This window comes from Nodosilinea nodulosa PCC 7104, assembly GCF_000309385.1.
Classification (GTDB): domain Bacteria; phylum Cyanobacteriota; class Cyanobacteriia; order Phormidesmidales; family Phormidesmidaceae; genus Nodosilinea; species Nodosilinea nodulosa.
The window spans coordinates 517757-533911 of record NZ_JH976538.1 but is presented as its reverse complement, the minus strand read 5'-3'; the positions used below and the strand labels follow the sequence as shown (position 1 = coordinate 533911).

General features: G+C 47.2%; 13 protein-coding genes and 3 pseudogenes. 11 read left to right on the top strand and 5 right to left on the bottom strand.

The window, feature by feature from the left end:
* Window positions 1–177 precede the first annotated feature (177 nt).
* The 6 genes and pseudogenes from LEPTO7104_RS43980 (at window position 178) to LEPTO7104_RS0130615 (ending at window position 6709) form a co-directional block, all read left to right on the top strand.
* Window positions 178–1898 (top strand): annotated as a pseudogene (locus tag LEPTO7104_RS43980) (IS1634 family transposase).
* 15 nt (window positions 1899–1913) lie between these two features.
* Window positions 1914–2885: pseudogene (locus LEPTO7104_RS36350) on the top strand (IS4 family transposase); the annotation flags it as partial.
* A gap of 46 nt (window positions 2886–2931) precedes the next feature.
* Window positions 2932–3666: a hypothetical protein gene (locus LEPTO7104_RS0130630; protein WP_017302388.1), complete on the top strand. Its 735-nt coding sequence runs from the start codon at window positions 2932–2934 to the stop codon at window positions 3664–3666.
* A 623-nt stretch (window positions 3667–4289) separates the two neighbouring features.
* Window positions 4290–4613 (top strand): signal peptidase I, encoded by a 324-nt coding sequence (gene lepB / locus LEPTO7104_RS39680; RefSeq protein ID WP_083887224.1) that lies wholly within the window; start codon window positions 4290–4292, stop codon window positions 4611–4613.
* 153 nt (window positions 4614–4766) lie between these two features.
* The gene (locus LEPTO7104_RS0130620) at window positions 4767–5447 is read left to right on the top strand and encodes a response regulator transcription factor (RefSeq protein ID WP_026073225.1); all 681 of its coding nucleotides are present in this window, start codon (window positions 4767–4769) and stop codon (window positions 5445–5447) included.
* Between the two features lie 20 nt (window positions 5448–5467).
* Window positions 5468–6709, top strand: coding sequence for a sensor histidine kinase (locus LEPTO7104_RS0130615; protein WP_017302385.1), 1242 nt, complete (start codon window positions 5468–5470; stop codon window positions 6707–6709).
* A gap of 459 nt (window positions 6710–7168) precedes the next feature.
* Here LEPTO7104_RS0130615 and LEPTO7104_RS39080 read toward each other — a convergent pair.
* Window positions 7169–7291: pseudogene (locus LEPTO7104_RS39080) on the bottom strand (IS5/IS1182 family transposase); the annotation flags it as partial.
* A gap of 306 nt (window positions 7292–7597) precedes the next feature.
* Between LEPTO7104_RS39080 and LEPTO7104_RS0130610 the strand changes: the two are divergent.
* The 4 genes from LEPTO7104_RS0130610 (at window position 7598) to LEPTO7104_RS0130595 (ending at window position 11522) form a co-directional block, all read left to right on the top strand.
* The gene (locus tag LEPTO7104_RS0130610; protein ID WP_017302384.1) at window positions 7598–8389 is read left to right on the top strand and encodes a COG4705 family protein; all 792 of its coding nucleotides are present in this window, start codon (window positions 7598–7600) and stop codon (window positions 8387–8389) included.
* The gene (locus LEPTO7104_RS0130605; protein WP_026073224.1) at window positions 8386–8649 is read left to right on the top strand and encodes a hypothetical protein; all 264 of its coding nucleotides are present in this window, start codon (window positions 8386–8388) and stop codon (window positions 8647–8649) included. The genes LEPTO7104_RS0130610 and LEPTO7104_RS0130605 overlap by 4 nt, the downstream gene beginning before the upstream one ends.
* Before the next feature lie 1076 nt (window positions 8650–9725).
* On the top strand, window positions 9726–10022 hold the full coding sequence (locus tag LEPTO7104_RS40840) for a hypothetical protein (RefSeq protein WP_155524019.1): 297 nt from the start codon (window positions 9726–9728) through the stop codon (window positions 10020–10022).
* Between the two features lie 795 nt (window positions 10023–10817).
* The gene (locus tag LEPTO7104_RS0130595) at window positions 10818–11522 is read left to right on the top strand and encodes a phosphatase PAP2 family protein (RefSeq protein WP_026073223.1); all 705 of its coding nucleotides are present in this window, start codon (window positions 10818–10820) and stop codon (window positions 11520–11522) included.
* Between the two features lie 226 nt (window positions 11523–11748).
* Here LEPTO7104_RS0130595 and LEPTO7104_RS40835 read toward each other — a convergent pair whose 3' ends face one another.
* The 4 genes from LEPTO7104_RS40835 to LEPTO7104_RS0130580 all read right to left on the bottom strand — a co-directional run bounded on the left by LEPTO7104_RS40835 (window position 11749) and on the right by LEPTO7104_RS0130580 (window position 15111).
* Entirely contained in the window at window positions 11749–12114 is a 366-nt protein-coding gene (locus LEPTO7104_RS40835; protein WP_155524018.1) for a hypothetical protein, read from the bottom strand.
* Window positions 12115–12505: 391 nt separating this feature from the next.
* Window positions 12506–13270 carry a COG4705 family protein gene (locus tag LEPTO7104_RS0130585; RefSeq protein WP_017302381.1) on the bottom strand — a complete coding sequence of 255 codons (765 nt, stop codon included), beginning with the start codon at window positions 13268–13270 and terminating at the stop codon, window positions 12506–12508.
* A 188-nt stretch (window positions 13271–13458) separates the two neighbouring features.
* Window positions 13459–13833 carry a hypothetical protein gene (locus LEPTO7104_RS40830; RefSeq protein ID WP_155524017.1) on the bottom strand — a complete coding sequence of 125 codons (375 nt, stop codon included), beginning with the start codon at window positions 13831–13833 and terminating at the stop codon, window positions 13459–13461.
* 786 nt (window positions 13834–14619) lie between these two features.
* Window positions 14620–15111, bottom strand: a complete 492-nt coding sequence (locus tag LEPTO7104_RS0130580) for a PepSY domain-containing protein (protein ID WP_026073222.1) — start codon at window positions 15109–15111, stop codon at window positions 14620–14622.
* Between the two features lie 319 nt (window positions 15112–15430).
* Here LEPTO7104_RS0130580 and LEPTO7104_RS36345 point away from each other — a divergent pair, with 319 nt between their 5' ends.
* The gene (locus LEPTO7104_RS36345; RefSeq protein WP_017302379.1) at window positions 15431–16006 is read left to right on the top strand and encodes a hypothetical protein; all 576 of its coding nucleotides are present in this window, start codon (window positions 15431–15433) and stop codon (window positions 16004–16006) included.
* The last annotated feature ends 149 nt before the right edge of the window (window positions 16007–16155 follow it).

Here is a 16155-nt window from a genome sequence, read left to right as displayed (position 1 = left end):
ATCAGAATTCTGGATCCTCAGTAATTATACTGATATATTTCACGAATCATTCCGGATTGCTATAGATCATTCTATTGGACATCTTGATACTCCGTTCAAAAACGTAGCTTCTCGAGCTTTTCACTCACGGTTCGCTCATTTTTAAATGAGGTCAGCCAATTGGGATAGGTTAGGGCTATGGATACCCCCCTAACCGTTATCACCGAACGGGTTGACGATATTCCCCTGTTGCTGGCCCAACTGCAGCGGATGGACGTGCAACCCCTGCTCGACGACTACTTTCCGACCCATGGGAACTGGCAGGGGCTCAGCTTAGGCCATGTGGTGATAGTTTGGCTGAGCCACATTTTGTCCCAAGCGGATCACCGGTTAAACCCCGTGCAGGCCTGGGTAGAGCGACATCAGGAAACCTTGCAACAGGGCTTGCAGCAACCGGTTCGCGCCCTTGACCTGAGTGACGACCGCCTAGAAAGCGTGTTGCGATATCTCAGTGATGATGCCCAATGGGCGTTGTTTGAACCGGCGTTGAATCAGCGTCAGATTCAGGTGTATGACCTGCACCCCAAACGGCTGCGTCTGGATAGTACCAGCGTCAGCGGGGATTGGACGGTCAATGAGTCAGGGCTGTTCCAATATGGCCATAGCAAAGACCATCGCCCCGACCTGCCCCAACTGAAGCTGATGCTGGCGACGCTAGATCCGCTGGGGCTACCGATAGCGACCGAGATTGTCTCCGGGCAGCGCGCCGACGACCCGCTCTACATTCCGGCCATTGGGCAGGTGCGTCAGACCCTCAGTCAGTCTGGGTTGCTCTACGTGGGTGACAGCAAGATGGCCAGTCTAGCGACCCGTTGCTTTCTCCAGGCCACAGGCGATTACTATCTCTGTCCGCTCGGTGGGACTCAACTCAAGGCGGAGGCGATGCAGGCCTACCTAGACCCAGTGGAGCAAGGGGCCGTTGAGTTGCAGGAGATTCACTACGACTATGCCGACGGTCACACCGCGCTGATTGCCCGAGGCTATGAGCAGACCCAGACCCGCACAGGAGAATGGGACGGACACACCTGGACGTGGTCAGAGCGGCAATTGGTCGTGTACTCCTTGGCTTATGCTCAATCCGCCCAGCAGGCCTTCCAAGCTCGACTTGAGCACGCCCAGACGGCCTAGCGGCGCTCAACCAATCGGGGCGCGGCCAGAAAGCCTTTCCCGATGAGGTCGCCTTAGCGCAAGCCGCCGAGGCGATTCTCACCCGCTACCGGGTCAAGGCCTACGTTCAACTCACCTACTCACAACAGGTGGAGCAACACGCTGTGCGTCGCTACCGGGACCGCCCGGCTCGGATGGTGGAGCACCGTCGATTCCAGGTGAATGGCACCCTAGAAACTGAGGCCATCAACCAGCAGATGCAAACCTTGGGCTGGCGGGTCTATGTCACCAATCATCCCGCAGCGGCATTATCGTTGCCTCAAGCCGTGACGGTCTACCGCCAAGAATATCTGGTGGAGCACAGCTTTAGCCGACTCAAAGGGCATCCCCTCTCCCTCTCCCCGATGTACTTACAGCGTGAAGACCATATCAAGGGATTAATTCGCTTACTCTCGATGGGGTTGCGGCTGTTAACGCTGGTGGAGTTTCAGATGCGTCAAGCCTTAGCTGGTCACCAAGAAACCCTCTCAGGGCTATATATCGGTAATCCCAAGCGGGCGACGGCACGTCCGACAGCCGAATTACTGTTGGCCAGTTTTCGCGACATTACTCTAGTCATGGTGAATGCACGAGGGCAGACCTATGCCCATCTGACGGAGCTGACGCCTTTACAGCAGCAGATCTTAAAGGCTCTCAACTTCCCGGTAAGTATTTACACCCTGCTGGGGCCCGTATCTGACGAACCACCTTAGAAATGAGCGAACCGGGAGTATTGGATTCGGCAAGTGCAAACGGGACGGGGGTTGAACCGCGACCAACGCCGCCGTCTAAGAACGCTCAAACATCATCAATATGGCTATTGGATTCTGGCTATCGACCGCACGGAATGGAGAGGACGGAATATCTTTATGGTCAGCGTGGTATGGGGGACTCACGCCTTACCCGTCTATTGGGAGTTGTTAGGGCAGGCGGGTAGTAGTGACCTAACAACGCAACAGCGACTCCTCAAAACGGCCCTATCCTTGTTCAAGTCTTATCCGGTGCTCGTGCTGGGTGACCGGGAGTTCCATAGCCCTAAACTGGCGGCCTGGTTGGATAAGCGAGGGGTGTTCTTTGCGCTCCGGCAGAAAAAAGCGCTTCATTTCCAAACCGATTCTGAAGGCGACTACCGTGTGCTCAGAGACCTGGGCTTCCAGCCAGGACAGTCTCGGTTTTATCAGGGCATTTTGTGCAATAAAGGCGATGGCCTTGGCCCCTTTAACTTAGCCGTCTATTGGAAGCGAAAGTACCGCCAAAAGGGGCCTAAAGAGCCCTGGTATATCTTGTCTAATTTGCCTACCTTGGCACGAACCTTAGCGGTCTATCGGTGTCGCTGGGGCATTGAACAGTTCTTCAAAGATTGCAAGACGGGCGGCTATCACCTGGAAAATGCCAAGGTAAATGACTCTCGGTTTTTAGCCTTAGTGTTGCTGATCGCCTTGGCCTACAGTTGGGCCACGATGTATGGGCAGCAGATGAAACACCTCGGGGTAGAGCAGTATGCTGGGCGTATCCAAGAGCACCACGACAAGACGCCTCGCCAGAGTGATTTTAGTCTCGGCCTCTATGGCCATCGCTGGATCTATGCCATGGAATTATGGGCCGACTGGGCGCGCCACCTGATAGCACTCAAACCCCACAAACACCGCTATTTTCAGCGAGGTTTCTATGCTCTATCCCTGATGCAGCAAGCGCTTTAGGTATGTTGTCACCCGTTAAGCGGCTCGACCTACCCTGAAACGTTCCGTGCTGCTCCTAGCCTTATCCCTGGGCAGTGCCGGAATCCTGATAGCTCCGGCCCAGGCGTTTGATATCTTGCAGCCCTTCAAAAGTATTGTGAATCAGTATGTCCAGATTTTTGAGGGCTACTACACCCACACGGTGAATGATGTTTTGGGCGGTGTGCTGGGCGATGTATTGGGTGGCAACACCGGAGAGTTGGGTATCCCTGACCCGCCGGGAGACTGGCAGGCGGTGGGCCAGGTGATTGGCAGCGATGGCACCGGGGATTTGGCTGGACAGGCATCGGGAGCGTCGCAGCGGTTGGATAATTTCAACGCCAACCCGGTGGTGTTGCAGCAGTCGTTGGCGAATGCGACCGACCGGGAAAGTGCCCGCAGTATGGCGACTTCGGTGTTGGGAACCGACGGGCAGGCGGCGATGAAGCAGGAGATGGATGCGGCGCAGCAGGCGTTGGGGGCCATTTCCGATAAGTCGCAGGCAGCTCAGTCACTGGATGTGACCCAGGACGTGATGAAGAATTTGACGGATATGGTGGGCCATCAGAGTCAGCTGGAGTCGGGCAGCTATGAGCAGTTGATGCAGCTACGGCAGCAGTCGGCGACGGCGAATTTGATTGGGGCGAATATCTCGGAGGCGCTCGATGAGGGGAATCGAACTAGGCATGCCGAGGCGATGGCGGGGGCGCAGCAGGTGGTGCAAGCAGCGGCAGATGTGTATTTGCCGGGGTCGCAGCAATAAGTTTGGCAATACTTTTGACAACACTCCGGACAGTTTTTAGCGGGCAACGATAGAATGAGGGTTTCAGCCCCCTTCATCATCAGCCTGGCCAACGAGATATCAAGAGTTTCAGCGTTTGCCTAGAAAAGTGTCCGGACTATTGTTTTGATTGACAACACTCCAGTCAGTTTTTGACGGCTAACGAGAGAATGGGCGGTTCAGCGCTTGCTTAGAAAAGTGTCCGGACTATTGGTTTGAATTGACTTAAACCGGTCATTCCCAAAAATTGAGTCGCTTCTATAGCGGTTCCTGAACGTACGAGTTGCACCTCGACTTGGGAAACTGTTGAGATTAATAGACTTGAGCATTTAACCTGTACTTTATCCGAGTGAGAACCGCTATATCCATTCATGCTGCTGGCTTGACGAATTCTTGACCCTTATTGGCTAGGCTAGCAATCAAGATCTCAGAATCTGAGGTCAATATTCCATATCTCCCAATGGACTTATGCCTCATAAAGCAGTTTATCCTTCAACTCTCAGTCCAGCAGTTATCGAAATTTAAAGATTCTGGAACTGAGTCTGATGTTGGCCTTTGGTATCTATACCTTGATGTCCGAGGTATGCTATATCTCTTCCGGTTAAATGGAACTAACATTACAGGTCAACGATCGCCTAATGATCGATAAACTAAGTTGTGATTTTAGCTTACCTAATCGAGGGGATGTCATTGTGTTGAATCCTTCCCAAGCTTTAGAGCAGCAAAACGACCATGAGACGCTCATTAAACAAGTGATTGGGCAGCCCAGTAAAAAAGTGGAAGTCTCCAGTGATCGAGTTTATGTCAATAGTCAACCCTTGAGGGAGAAATATGTGGCTACACTGCCTATCTACTATTGCGGCTCCGCTATTGTCCCATCCGACAATTATCTAGTGTTAGGCGACAATACCTTTGATACCTCTGGATAGGGCTTTGTGCTGCGAGATCGTATTATTGGCAATGCCGCCTTATGTTACTCGCCCCTGAACCGCATTAACGAGATTGATCACCCCAGCTACATTATCACCCACCAGCGATCTAGCACTCAGTAAACTGCTCAGTTCATAAAATTGCTAAATGCCATGAAAATTCTCATTATTGAAGATGATACCCGCATTGCAAATCCTCTAGCTAAAGATTTGCGACACCAAAACTACAGTGTCGATATCGCTCCGGATGGTCTAGAAGGGTGGGATTATGCCCAGGCCACCGACTACGACTTAATCCTGCTAGATGTGATGCTGCCCCGATTAGATGGGATCAACTTGTGCAGGCGGCTGCGAGCGGCTCAATGTCAGGCTCTAATTTTGATGCTTACTGCCAAAGACACGACTAGCGATAAAGTCATGGGCCTAGACGCTGGAGCCGATGATTATTTAATTAAACCGTTTAAGCTTGAGGAGCTAGCCGCGCGTATTCGAGCGCTCCAGCGCCGCAGTCGAGAGTTAACTCCGCCTACGTTGCACTACGGCCCCTTAAAGCTAGATCCAGCCACTCAAGTCGTCACCTATGACAAAATTGCTCTATCACTTACTCCCAAAGAATATTTGATTTTAGAATATTTTCTTCGCCATCCTGGTCAGGTTATCAGTCGTTCGGCATTACTCGATAAACTCTGGGAATTTGATCAATTCTCTGGTGAAGGCACGATTAAAACCCATCTAACAAATCTACGTAGTAAGCTCAAAGCAGCAGGCAGCCTGAACGACATGATCGAAACTGTCTATGGCATGGGATATAGACTAATTCCTTTAGATTTCTAGTTCTTAATAATAGCATCAGGATGTTCGAAAAAATTCGTTATCGTTTACTGATCGCCAACCTCTTAGTCATTGCCCTTGTTCTAACAGGGTTTGCTCTAGCAGTTCGACTTGTATTTGTCCGTAACCTTAAGCAACAACTGACCGAGCGGTTGATCACGCTAGGTCAAGGTGCAGTAGGCAATGCTGAAATTGACAATGGTCAACTCCAAGTTGAAAACGAATTTCTGGCTCAAAAAATCATCGATAAGTATCAAGCATTGGAGTGGTTTAACACAGAAAAAAAATTAGTTAAGCAGCAAGGCGATTATACCCCTAATGCTCCGCTTGATCCGCAGGCAGTCGTAGAGATTCAAACCGGAAAGCCTTCAATTCAGTCTATTACTCTGCCTATCCTGAGCACTGAATCCGGGAAACTCATTGGTTACGTCAGAGTAAGCCAATTGCTGGATGAGTTTGATGAAACCGTGTTTCAGCTAGATATCGGTTTAGGCGTCGGGGTAATTGTTGCCGTCATTCTTAGTAGTGCCGGTAGCATTTGGCTAAACCGCCAAGCGATGCAGCCGATTGAAGCTAGCTTTCATCGCCTCAAGCAGTTTACGGCAGATGCTTCACATGAGTTGCGTAGTCCGCTGATGGCTATTTCTAGCAATGTGGAAGTTGCTCTCAAATACCCAGACGGGATGCGTGAAGAAGATCATGAGGTGATGAGTGCAGTGATCAGTGCCACCGAGCAAATGACACGGCTCACAGAAGATTTACTACTGCTAGCCAGAACAGACAGAGCTTCAACAATGACACTAGCCCCTGTCAATCTCTCGGATCTTCTATATGATTTGGTGCAACTCTATCATCCCCAGTCTGAAAATAAGCAAATTGAGCTGACGGCCAACTTGGAGGCAACGCTATTCCTGCAAGGCGACTTTGCTAGTTTAATGAGAGCTTTTACCAACCTACTGCAAAACGCCATTCGATATACCCCAGCAGGCGGCAAAGTCAAGGTTGAAGCTAGACGTTTAGGGCAACAACTCCGGGTGAGCATATATGACACTGGTGTTGGCATTGCACCAGAAAACCTTGAGCAAATCTTTGAGCGCTTTTGGCGAGCTGATCAGGCCCGCAGCTATGATGACGGCGGTTCTGGTCTAGGGCTATCAATTACTCAAGTCATCATTCAAAGCCATGGGGGCAGCATTGAAGTCAAAAGTACCTTAGGCGCTGGCAGTTGCTTTATCGTGCATTTACCTATAAATGCTAAGGCTTGAAGTGAGATTAGCGTGCGGCGATCACCGTCAGAGACAAGGGCACTAAACTGCCCACCATGAATACTTATAACTTGTCGGGTTCTTGACCGTCCGTTTTAGATTAAAAGTATCAAGAGAAGGTTGGATTGCCTTCAGAGACATGCATGTCACCTCACTATCTTCTGTGGATATATTTGAGACACTGTCTTTGATTCACTCCCTAGCAAAGAATCCTGTGGCAATTTTTATCTGGTCACGATTCATCAGTGAAACTTACTCAAGAGTTAATGTAATGAACTCACAAACTGGCATATTGTCTACTGTACTTAAACAGGGTGATCTGAAATATTTGCCGATTATAAATCAGGACACTACAGAGGAGATTGGTAGCATCAGCTATCTTTAGTTAAACTTGCAGAATCAAAGCGTTGATAGCGCTACATGTAAGAGGACGTTTGAAAAGTCTGACGGGGTCAAAAATTATGCCAATCGCCTGACCATGATACGAATCATGGCCAAGTAGATGAGGGTTTCCGATGTTTTCGGCAACTTTTCGTAGTCTCGCACCAAGCGTCGACATCCCATTAGCCATCCGGAGGTACGGCAGGGTTCGCATAATGGGCTAAGAGAGCAGCCCGGAAATAGCTGGGCTAGATCGGGCAAAACAGACTCTTGGCTGAGTGTTTAACGGCGCTAGAACACTGAAAACTAGATTTTTCGGCTCAGGAAACCTATCTTGACGAGTTCCTGACGATTGCTTGCTATGGTCAGACTGAACTCAGAGGGATTCAAACGGGTTGACCGCCAAGGCTACCATCAGATCTGAGATCTTGACAGGGATTATCTTCCTTGGCGGTGATCTGAAGACCTTTAATCAAAACATAAGCAACCCAAACAGGAGAAAATATCGTGGAGAGCACTCTAGACACCGTTCCAAAGCAACTCGTCAGAGTCCCAGAAGTGACGCTTTACTTCTGGATTATTAAAATTATGGCTACAACAGTCGGCGAAACCGCCGCAGATTTTTTATCAGCAACGCTCAATCTGGGCTTGGTTATCACCTCGTACATCATGAGCGGATTGTTGATAGGGGTACTTTTAAACCAGTTTAGGTTGAAGCGATATATCCCAGCAAATTATTGGCTAGTAGTTGTTTTGGTTAGCATTGTTGGGACGTTGATTACAGATTTATTGGTGGATAACCTTGGGGTTACTAAGCTAGCAGCTACCATAGGTTTCAGCCTTGCCCTAGCTGTAGTTTTTGCTGCCTGGTACTTAAGCGAAAAAACACTGGCAATGCACTCTATCCGTACCGCTAAAAGAGAGCTATTTTACTGGGCTACTATTTTCTTTACCTTCGCTTTAGGGACGGCAGCTGGAGATCTGCTGGCCGAGGCCTCTGGACTGGGCTATTTCCAGTCAGCCTTGGTCTTTGGTGCGGCGATCGCGCTTGTTGCCGCCGCCGACTACTTCCTTCATATGAACGAAATCTTGGCGTTTTGGCTAGCTTACATCCTGACTCGACCTCTGGGAGCCTCTACAGGTGATTTACTCTCGCAGCCGGTTACCAATGGTGGTCTTGGCTTTGGTACCGTAGGAACCAGCATGATCTTTCTCACTACAATTTTAATTCTGATTGTTTACTTATCCGTCACTCGAAAAGATCAGATTAGAGTCGGAGAAGAGCTAGTTGATAATTGATTAACAGCGCAATTCAGCTTGATTTCATGATTTTGGGCTACACCATCAATACGGGAGCAATTATGCTGCTGGCTTTAACCGGACGCTGGGAAGCCGCAGCCGTGCTGTTAGTGGCGGAGCAGGCAGGCTGTGCCACTAGCTTTCTTAGCAATGTATCCATGGCTCTATTAGAAATGATGCTTTGGCGCATTGGTATAGGTATCCAAGAATCAATTATGAAAGCGCTGATTGTAGCCTTAGTGCCAACTGACGCCGGATGATGCATTTGGTATTTTCTATAGCAATCCTGCGTGAATGGTGAAAAGCCGTAGGGCAAGCGTCTTGCCTGCATGGTTTAGATGCCCGTCCTACATACATGAATCAGTTCAGATTGTTATATGTGGACTATGGCTTGACCTGGTTTGTCGGTAGCGCCTTTATAGGAATGTTGTATGACCGCACCATGATTGGACTGATCGGATTTGCCATAACTATTCAAGCTGTGGCCATGTTGATATTATTTTGAGTCAGCCAGCAGCAATGATAAGCAGGTGAGCAGGCTTGCCAAAAATTCACTAACTCACTATCTTGACCAATTCTTGACGGTCGTTATCTATAGTCAAGATAACGCTTCAGATCAAGGAGTTCAGCTAAATGGCTACTAATCTTATTAATAGATTTCTTCAAGGTTCGACTAATGAGCGATTGCGGCGGGAGCTACTGACCATAGTTCACAGCAATCAGGATACGGCCGATCGCCTAATTGCATATGAAAAGAGAAACCACCCTGGCCATACAGACCAGTGGTATCTGGAAAAAGTAATCTACAACTTAAGACGCTAAGCAAGAACTTAAGAGGATGCTTTATAAGTTTATCAAGAAGTGAAAAAGATCATTCTACATAAGTCTAAAATAGATGTATACAACGCCAGAATGAGCCTATGGGAAAAATCTAGCCTGACAGCTTAATTCGCTACTAATGTGATCTACTAAAAATTTCTTACCTGAGAAAAATCGAAAATTTATCATCGAGAAGTTGACTATTAGGAGACTCTAAATGTCGTCACAGCCCTTTTCAGCCTAGTGAGGTAAAGCAAAAGACCTAAGCCCTTGCTGTACGACAATTCCAAATCTTAATTTGCACCTCACTAGAGTGGAAAGTGCCGTATAAATTTCCTGGTGGTAGTCAGATGATGACATAAATTCTGACTACTTAGGGTTTTTTGCTGCCAGGATAATGCTAATTAAGCGACGAGTTTTGATAGTGGTTGATACACTAGATCGACACAGGAATGAAGCAAGATTGCTATATCAGTATTTCATAATAGTACTGTTGAAAGAAAAGGACATCTCCTTAATGAAAACCCAGAAATTCTCGGCTAAACGATACGTTTTAAGTGGTATGACAGCAGCAGCATTACTTGTACCTATGGCTAGTTTTACAGGTACAGCTCAGGCCTCTATGGGTAGCCACGGTGTACGAGGAGAACTACCGTCAAGAGAGGCACAAATGCTTGGCGAAAAGCCTCATGCCCCTGCCCCTGGGATGTTTCCCATTACCACAAAAAGTCATTCTAATCCTCAAAATCCTAGTCTGACCGAGCGAGCAATTAACCCCGTTTTGAATCCTAACAAACCGAGCAACGTCAATTGATGGCATCAGGTCTTTAAATTGGTAAGACCCTGTAGGTAAAAATCAGCAAATGCGGGATAGGGCAAGCCTCTACCCCGCATTTACTTTGAGATGTCCTACGTATGGAGGTTTCCCTATGAATAGGGCGTACAAGCTTTTTGTCACGCAAGTATTGCAGGCAAAGCACTGTCTTTCTCTTAATACAGGTGCGTGAATAGCTTTACTAAAAAAAGCCCCCATCTCAACTAGGGCGTAGATGATAGTACTTGATAGTCAGCCACTGAGCTGGGTGGACAGGGCAGCGGTGGCTGTACCGGGCTGGGTGCATCCCAGTTTTGCAATAAGTACAAATGCGTAGTCGTCAGATCTACGAAAATCAAGGGCTTTGAAAAACGTCTCATCCCTAGACTTACAAGACTGGGATGCGCCCACCGGGCTCCTTGCCCGAGGGCGCGACCCTAAAGCGGCAATACCGCCTGCCAGCGTCATGGTGACTATTCGCAAATGGAGTGGCGAGATACAAGCAGCTTGAGCCCATCCAACTTACCCAGTGCTCCAGGATAAAAACCCTCAGCTCTGCGTCGACACCGATTAAAGAAGCTGCGATCGCGACAAACTCTTTAGAGTCTGACTGCTACCGACGCATCTTGCTCAACTACTGCCGCATACGTGCTAAATTCAATTCCCACTGACGGTCAAAAATTATCAAGCACTTGAGCAGTAAGTTTCTTAGTTCTTGAGCCTAACCATCAAGGAGGTCACTCTTACCGCTGTAAATATTGGCTATCACTTGCACTTTAATTTCCAATACTGACGATGCATTCTTTTCTACATCGACTAGCTAACTTCTGGTTAGCACGATTTTATCCTCGAATAGCCCCACTACTTGCTCTCATCAGCACAGCAGGGTTAGGGCTCTGTCTACTAATCATCTTTTTATTGGCTAAGCTCTCTGAAGAGGTCTGGGAGCAAGAGGCTTTTGCGTTTGATACAACTATTCTGCTCTGGATTCATCAGTTTGCGAATCCAAGGCTAGATCAGCTAATGCTAGGGATTACTCGCCTTGGCAATCCTAGCTTTGTTATTCCTCTAGCACTTGCTGTATTAATACTGCTGTGGTGGCGACGCCTTCGCCAAGAGGCTAAGGTGTTTACCCTAGCCTGTTTAGGAGGCACTATTCTAAGTACTGGCCTAAAGCTTGCCTTTGGCAAACCCCGTCCCCAACTCTGGCCGCTGCTGATTTCAGAAAAAACGTTTAGCTACCCCAGCGGCCATGCCCTAGGATCAATGGTGCTGTATGGGTTTTCTGCCTACCTACTGGCGACGCAGTTCCCAAAATATAAGCGTCTGGTTTATGGACTAGCCTGTTTCCTAATTGCGGCGATCGGCTTTAGTCGGCTTTATCTAGGCGTGCATTGGCCCACCGATGTTATCGCTGGGTACAGTGTGGGCTTTTTATGGGTAATGGCTTGCGTCGCCTTGTTGCGCTTACAGTACTTGAAGGGCATGCCACCTACCTAAAGCAGTTTGAGAGCATACATCTTAAACGTTGACTCAGTAACAATACTCCGGATAGTTTTAGCAACGAGCCTATAAGGCTTACAGGACAATCATTCCATCGATGGTCGCTTTAAATCAAAACTGCCTTTCAGATTGTAGGAAGGTTACTTTAATAAGAAAATGCCCTAGAGATTCTCTGGGGCATTTATTTGTGTGTTGAAGTGTGAGAACGTTTGTTGAGTCTAATCTAGCGCTTACCTATGTCTTCGAGGTGCATCCTTTGCATCCTTGAACTAGGCTGTTGGTCTCTCTGAGTTTGGGCCGATGTTCCTTGAGCACCCTGTCTAACTTGACGGTCTGGCATTGAGTTTAGATGAACATCATTAAAGTGAGCTTGGCGTATCTGCTCAGGGCGGCTTGAATTGGCCTGTTGGGTGGGCTGACCCTGGCTTAACGCTGGATGGGGCGCATCAGCTTGTCTTGGGCTCAGATAGACGTCATTGAGATTGGCTTGACGCAGATTCTCGAGACGGGTGGGCATTGCATTGGCTATTGGGGCAACGGCACCAACGACAGCAGCAGCAGACAAAACGGAAAAGATGAAGCGTTTCATAGTGTTATACCTTCTTTAAAAGTGAACAGCATTTGGGCAAAGGAGTTAAGCGTATGTGCTTAAAGTTTTTTCCACTCATTGAGTTAGCTAGGATTTGAAGAGAGTGGAGTTAGTATCTAACCTTTCCCTATGTCTCTTAATATAGAAGCGAATTGTCAAGAACTATGCAAGATATAGGGCCTTCTCAAAAAGTATGGCTCAGAAACTAGATGCATTGTATATGTCAATAAATAGCCAGAATTTACTCTGAGGTAAAGATACTTTTGAAGAAAATTTGGCATGGAATAGTGTTTTCTGAAAAATAGATATATACAAAAAGACAGGATGCTCCAACCGCTACAAAAGCTTTGGAGCATCCTACAGTCTCTTAAAGACTTAATGTATCTTCGATTTAATAGCGAATTTTGTGGGGTTTACGCACGGGGCTAAGCTTTCGTTTCTCACTCTGCATTGAAAAGAATAGAATGGTTGCGAGTAAAAGCAAGGTAACTACCGAAGCATAACTCCTGGGCAAATTAAGCCCCCCAGTGTTGATAGGTTTGGTGAGAAAATCCCCAAACGTGGCCCCGAAAGGGCGTGTGAATATAAACGCCACCCAAAACAGTAGGATATCGTTTAATTGCGTCCAATAATGTAGAGCAATGACTATACCAATAACGCTGGCCGTTACAAATGCACCATGTATATAGCTCAGCCCAAGGTTGCTCGTCAGAAAATCGCCAAAGGCTGTCCCTAAGCTATTGGAGAATACGATCGCTAGCCAATACATTGTCTCCCCATCCTTTTTGAAAATGGGATAAACGCTCAAATCTCGATCTCTGTAGTACCAAATTGTTAGTGCAGCGAGTAAACCTGCGACTAAGATTAATGAACCTACGGCGTAGCCAAGCCCTAGAGAGCGATCCATCAGGTCAGAAACTTCGGTTCCGGCTGTGGTTGTAGCAATGATGGCCGTCCAGTAGAGAATCGGACGATATCGATCGGCTTTAATCTGAGTAAACAGAATAACTGTCAGAATCGAAAATGTGATCGCGAAGCCAACGTAATATCCCAGGCCCAGCGACATCGAAATGAAATCGCCTGCTGTCTCGCCAAGGGTCGTTGCCAGGATCTTCATGATCCAGAAATAAATAGTGACTTCTGCAACCTTGTTCATCTTATTTTCCCAAAGGAGTTAGTTGATTTGAACCCTGAAATACCTTGCAGCAGTATGAGGCTGCCACTTCAACATGGGCTTTAGTCTGACGTGATCAAGAGCCAGAAAGTTAAGTAAATTGGCTGGCAGAAATATGCCAGCCATTACTAAAGATTAAAGAATGAGCCTTAGTATCACCTCAATTCAGCCTAGCGATTGGCTACATTGGTAGAATGTAAGGCCATCAATTTTGAAATAGGCTGTTGGTTTTGCTGAGTTTGGACTAGCACGTTATGTGTATCCTGGCTACCTTGATTGGCTACATCAACTTGTCTGGGGTTAAGATAGACCCCGTCTAAACCTGCCTGACGCAGTTGGTCAAGACGACTAGGGCTAGCCTGCTGTACGGACTGAGTTTGCCCTGGTGTTTGATGGGTAGCATCGGCTGATCTAGGGTTAAGATAAACACCGTTGAGGTTGGCCTGATGCAGATTGTCAAGTCGATTAGGCATAGCATTGGCCATTGGGGCAACGGCACCCACGACAGCAGCAGCAGACAGAATGGAAAGAATGATACGTTTCATGGTGTTGAACCTTTTTTGAAGTGAGTAGGTAGTGATTGAACTAAAGAGATAGGAAATATACTTGAAGGTTTCTTCACCTATTGAAGGAGCTATGCTTCCAAAGCGGTGGAGATTTCATATCGCCTTTCCCTATGTCTCTTAATATAGAAATTAATCGTCAAGAACTAGACAAGATGCAGAATCTGTTTTTAGAAAATCTAGAATGTTTGTTTGCGAGATTTTTATGATGTCTACAGGCAGAAAATAACCCACCTATAAATGGATGAAAAATCAAAAGTAGCCCGCTACCGTTTAGGTTTCAGGCTATTTTATAACCTATTGATACTGACTGAAAATGCTATGAGGCAAACTTGATTATTTCTACTACAACGATTAGGCTAATGGATAGCATGATGACTTCTAGTGAAAGGGTTTTGATTAACCAGTAAAATTTCTTCATTGGATCTAAATCCTGTAAAGCGCAAGCTTTTGATTGGAAAACTTTTGTCAAACTTGAACTTCTTAAAGATTACTGAGAATAAGTCAAGAACCAGGCAAGATCTGAAGAGAAATTGAACTATTCTTCCAGCATATAAAGACAGCAGGCAGATAAAATACCTGCCTGCCGCACTCTACACTAGAGCTGTTGTGAAATACCGTTCAAAATCGCTGAAAGCCTTGCTAAAAACCATTTCAGAGATTTTGAACAAGAATGACTTAAAGCCTTGCCTGGAAAGCATTTCGAGGATTTTTGAGTTTAATTCACAACAACTCTACTAGCGAGAGACTAATTACTCTGACTGTTTTCTATTGCTGTGTTTCTCCTTGCTCTTGGTCATTATCTGGTACCTGAATGCTGCCTTGAATAGATGCTTCAGCCGCGTCATTTTCCTCCTGACCGTTGGGTTCAGTTTTGAGAATTTGACCATTGCCAGCATCGACCGTGACTTCAGCATCGGCAAACTCAACGGCGTATACCAGGCTGCCATCATCCACATCAAGCTCAACTCTGCTAGCTGTGCCGCCTTGGGCAGCTTCAGCCGTTTGCTGAGCCTGCTGCGGTGTAATCTTTGCTAAAGCCTGGTATTGGGACATTTCCTGAGTGTCTTCAGATCCCTCACCCATCTCGTTGGCCTCGTTTTCAGAGGCATCGTTCATTTCACCATCAGCGGCTTGAGCTATCTGAGCATCTGTAGTGGTAGGTGAACTACCTTTGGCATTCGCAACCATGGCAGCACCACTCGCACCAACGGCAGTGATTAAACCGAGCGTTAGGGCAGTCTTAATTGAGGTTTTCATGGTTTATCCATTGTTTTCGGTCATTCGCTCCCCTTTGGGAGGTATTTCCCAAGGTAAGAAGGGATTGTCAAGAACTCGTCAAGAGGGTATAGCTCCCGCTGGTGCCTCTATTGGGAGTTGCCCAACGTGCAATATCTAAATGCCCGACAGTTCTTGATTGAAATCACCGTGCCCTGCCGAGGGTATTCGGACGGCAAAATCATAATGACAACTCCAGCTACGTTTGAAGTCAGACCAAAAGCCTTACCTGTATTGATGCGCAGGGCTAAAGCACAATGTTCTGAAAGAAGATTGGGTAGATTTCAAAATTGACAAGTTCTTGACCTTTGATTCTTACTATGGAGTTATTGCAAAAGAAAGGTATTTCACCATGAAAAAGAGTTTTCTGATTGCTACAGCGCTGCTGGGTACCCTCGGAATTTCTGGAGCGGCCCGCAGTTTTACTGGCAATCAACCCCAACGGCCTGTCGCAACGATGCCTCAGCATTCAGCAACGGCAGTTGCTTTCCCAGATCAGATTCAAGAGTCGAATGCTACGGCGAACGATCCCCTTAATGACACGGATACTGAAGTTCAGGATGACCAAGTGCCACAAGCCCTTAAAGATGTAAGCGAATATGGTGAGCGGGTCTATGACATGGCCAAAGTCGCCGATTGGGCTAATGCCCAGGCTGATTTAGCAACGCTTCAGCAGTCTGCCCAACAGCTCAGCCAGCAAGTTTCCAGCAATGGCTCAGGCATCGTCCAGCTAACAAGTAGCCTGGATCGAATCAATCAGTCTGTAGCGGCTAAGAATCAGCAGATGACTCAGCTTGGAGCCAACCAGGTGACCCTGCTAGCAATCACTTGGAATCCCTATTTGGATTGCTCTGATCCTATAACTAAGGAGAGATAGAGGAGAAATAAATTTTTCTTGAGGTGCTGTTTTAAGTATTTATTAGTGTCTTTAAAAATTCTTTTTTATCTGTACTATTGAGTAAAAGTAAAATCTGGCTATTTCAAACTTCTGCTTATCTAGGCGAGATATCCTTAAGAGCTACTGGA

Bases quoted from the DNA above. Each gene is read 5' to 3' on its own strand.
- lepB (WP_083887224.1), top strand. From the start codon at position 4,290: ATGGAACTAACATTACAGGTCAACGATCGCCTAATGATCGATAAACTA.
- LEPTO7104_RS0130585 (WP_017302381.1), bottom strand. From the start codon at position 13,270: ATGAACAAGGTTGCAGAAGTCACTATTTATTTCTGGATCATGAAGATC.
- LEPTO7104_RS40835 (WP_155524018.1), bottom strand. From the start codon at position 12,114: ATGAAACGCTTCATCTTTTCCGTTTTGTCTGCTGCTGCTGTCGTTGGT.
- LEPTO7104_RS0130620 (WP_026073225.1), top strand. From the start codon at position 4,767: ATGAAAATTCTCATTATTGAAGATGATACCCGCATTGCAAATCCTCTA.
- LEPTO7104_RS0130580 (WP_026073222.1), bottom strand. From the start codon at position 15,111: ATGAAAACCTCAATTAAGACTGCCCTAACGCTCGGTTTAATCACTGCC.
- LEPTO7104_RS0130595 (WP_026073223.1), top strand. From the start codon at position 10,818: ATGCATTCTTTTCTACATCGACTAGCTAACTTCTGGTTAGCACGATTT.
- LEPTO7104_RS40840 (WP_155524019.1), top strand. From the start codon at position 9,726: ATGAAAACCCAGAAATTCTCGGCTAAACGATACGTTTTAAGTGGTATG.
- LEPTO7104_RS0130615 (WP_017302385.1), top strand. From the start codon at position 5,468: ATGTTCGAAAAAATTCGTTATCGTTTACTGATCGCCAACCTCTTAGTC.
- LEPTO7104_RS40830 (WP_155524017.1), bottom strand. From the start codon at position 13,833: ATGAAACGTATCATTCTTTCCATTCTGTCTGCTGCTGCTGTCGTGGGT.